1 tRNA gene and 2 rRNA genes are annotated in these 3,291 nt (G+C 54.5%); all 3 read left to right on the forward strand.

Annotated elements, in window-relative coordinates:
• Positions 1-55 precede the first annotated feature (55 nt).
• Positions 56-2,889, forward strand: a 23S ribosomal RNA gene (locus ACO2Q5_RS23710).
• Between the two features lie 137 nt (positions 2,890-3,026).
• A 5S ribosomal RNA gene (rrf, locus tag ACO2Q5_RS23715) occupies positions 3,027-3,141 on the forward strand.
• Positions 3,142-3,214: 73 nt separating this feature from the next.
• Positions 3,215-3,291 (forward strand) — tRNA-Met (locus ACO2Q5_RS23720).

Here is a 3,291-nt window from a genome sequence, read left to right on the forward strand (position 1 = left end):
GTTCCGGAAAGTGGCTGCAGCTTAGCTTGTCTGCGGCCTTGCTCTTTCTGGATCAGATCAAGCGCGAGAAGGGCGTTTGGTGGATGCCTTGGCAGCAAGAGGCGATGAAGGACGTGATAACCTGCGATAAGCCATGGGGAGCTGGTAATGAGCTTTGATCCATGGATTTCCGAATGGGGAAACCCACCTGACAGTTCGTTGTAATTACCTCGGTAACTTACAGCGGGCTGAACCAGGTATCAAACCCTGAATATATAGGGGTTTTGAAGCGAACCCGGGGAACTGAAACATCTAAGTACCCGGAGGAAAGGACATCAATAGAGACTCCGTTAGTAGTGGCGAGCGAACGCGGACCAGCCGATCCATGAAGTGTGACAAGAATGTTCTGGAAAGGACAGCCACAGCGGGTGACAGCCCCGTATTGGAAGCACCATTGGACATATTAAGTAGGGCGGGACACGTGAAATCCTGTCTGAAGATCGGAGGACCACCTCCGAAGGCTAAGTACTCCTTGCTGACCGATAGCGAACCAGTACCGTGAGGGAAAGGTGAAAAGCACCCCGACGAGGGGAGTGAAACAGTACCTGAAACCGGACGCCTACAAGCAGTCGGAGCCTCCTTGAGAGGTGACGGCGTACCTTTTGTATAATGGGTCAACGACTTGGTCTAACGAGCAAGCTTAAGCCGATAGGTGTAGGCGCAGCGAAAGCGAGTCTTAAAAGGGCGCATGAGTTCGTTGGATCAGACCCGAAACCAGGTGATCTAGCCATGAGCAGGATGAAGGTTGGGTAACACCAACTGGAGGTCCGAACCAACACCCGTTGAAAAGGGTCTGGATGACTTGTGGCTAGGGGTGAAAGGCTAATCAAACCTGGAGATAGCTGGTTCTCCGCGAAAGCTATTTAGGTAGCGCCTCGGACGAATACCATCGGGGGTAGAGCACTGCTTGGGCAATGGGGACCCACAGTCTTACTGAGCCTATGCAAACTCCGAATACCGATGAGTACTATCCGGGAGACACACGGCGGGTGCTAACGTCCGTCGTGAAGAGGGAAACAACCCTGACCTGCAGCTAAGGCCCCTAATTCATGGCTAAGTGGGAAAGCATGTGGGACGGCCAAAACAACCAGGAGGTTGGCTTAGAAGCAGCCATCCTTTAAAGATAGCGTAACAGCTCACTGGTCTAGATAAGCTGTCCTGCGGCGAAGATGTAACGGGGCTCAAGCCATGAGCCGAAGCTCGGGATGCACAGCGATGTGCGTGGTAGCGGAGCGTTCTGTGATATAGCTTCATGTCTCTTGTCTTTCCTTACGGAAAGGCGTGGAGACGCGAAGCTTTCTGTGAAGCCGGGCCGTAAGGCATCCGGTGGAGAGATCAGAAGCGAGAATGTTGACATGAGTAGCGATAAAGAGGGTGAGAGACCCTCTCGCCGAAAGTCCAAGGGTTCCTGCTTAAAGCTAATCTGAGCAGGGTAAGCCGGCCCCTAAGGCGAGGCCGAAAGGCGTAGTCGATGGGAAACAGGTTAATATTCCTGTGCCAGGAGGATGTGACGGATGCTTACTGTAGTTCGGTCTTATCGGATTGACCGGGCTGCTGCGGTGTCCCTGGAAATAGCCCTCCACAAGACCGTACCCCAAACCGACACAGGTGGACTGGTAGAGTATACCAAGGCGCTTGAGAGAACCACGTTTAAGGAACTCGGCAAAATGCTCCCGTAAGTTCGCGAGAAGGGAGCCCCGTCTGTACGCAAGTATGGGCGGGGGGCACAATCCAGGGGGTGGCGACTGTTTACTTAAAACACAGGGCTCTGCGAAGTCGCAAGACGACGTATAGGGTCTGACGCCTGCCCGGTGCTGGAAGGTTAAAAGGAGGGGTGCAAGCTCTGAATTGAAGCCCCAGTAAACGGCGGCCGTAACTATAACGGTCCTAAGGTAGCGAAATTCCTTGTCGGGTAAGTTCCGACCTGCACGAATGGCGTAACGATCTCCCCGCTGTCTCAAACGTGGACTCAGCGAAATTGAACTGTGTGTCAAGATGCACACTACCCGCGGTTAGACGGAAAGACCCCATGAACCTTTACTCTAGCTTTGCATTGGCATCAGGAATGTGATGTGCAGGATAGGTGGTAGACATCGAAGCGGGGACGCCAGTTCCCGTGGAGTCATCCTTGAGATACCACCCTTCGCCTTCTTGATGTCTAACCGCGGTCCGTTATCCGGATCCGGGACCCTGCATGGTGGGGAGTTTGACTGGGGCGGTCGCCTCCCAAATCGTAACGGAGGCGCGCGAAGGTTGGCTCAGACCGGTCGGAAATCGGTCGTCGAGTGCAATGGCAGAAGCCAGCCTGACTGCGAGACTGACAAGTCGAGCAGAGACGAAAGTCGGCCATAGTGATCCGGTGGTCCCAAGTGGGAGGGCCATCGCTCAACGGATAAAAGGTACTCTGGGGATAACAGGCTGATGATGCCCAAGAGTCCATATCGACGGCATCGTTTGGCACCTCGATGTCGGCTCATCTCATCCTGGGGCCGGAGCAGGTCCCAAGGGTACGGCTGTTCGCCGTTTAAAGAGGTACGTGAGCTGGGTTTAGAACGTCGTGAGACAGTTCGGTCCCTATCTGCCGTGGGTGCAGGAGGCTTGAGAAGAGTTGACCCTAGTACGAGAGGACCGGGTTGAACGAACCACTGGTGGACCTGTTGTCGTGCCAACGGCAGTGCAGGGTAGCTATGTTCGGACAGGATAAACGCTGAAGGCATCTAAGCGTGAAGCCCCCTTCAAAACTAGGCCTCCCTTGAGGGCCGTGGAAGACGACCACGTCGATAGGCCAGAGGTGTAAGTGCGGTAACGCATTCAGCTGACTGGTACTAATTGCCCGATTGGCTTGATCTGATCCGGAAACAGCAAGGCTATGTCCGTTCCAAATGAACAGACACAATGCATGACCGAAACAGAAGAAAGCGCATACAGCGTCACAGACTTGAACAACATCGATGTTCGCGGGAAAATCCCGCTGGTCTCTGGTCCGGTTTGGTGGTCATAGCGACGGCTAAACACCCGATCCCATCCCGAACTCGGCCGTTAAGGGCCGTCACGCCAATGGTACTGCGTCTCAAGACGTGGGAGAGTAGGTCACCGCCAAACCTGACAAGAGACCAATCTCTCTCCTTACGATACTCATATCATCCCGATCGCAATATAGCCCTCGGGAAACGGCCGCGGGGTGGAGCAGCCCGGTAGCTCGTCAGGCTCATAACCTGAAGGCCGCAGGTTCAAATCCTGCCCCCGCAACCA

Origin of the sequence: Neotabrizicola sp. VNH66, from assembly GCF_049445895.1 — a bacterium.
Classification (GTDB): domain Bacteria; phylum Pseudomonadota; class Alphaproteobacteria; order Rhodobacterales; family Rhodobacteraceae; genus Pseudogemmobacter.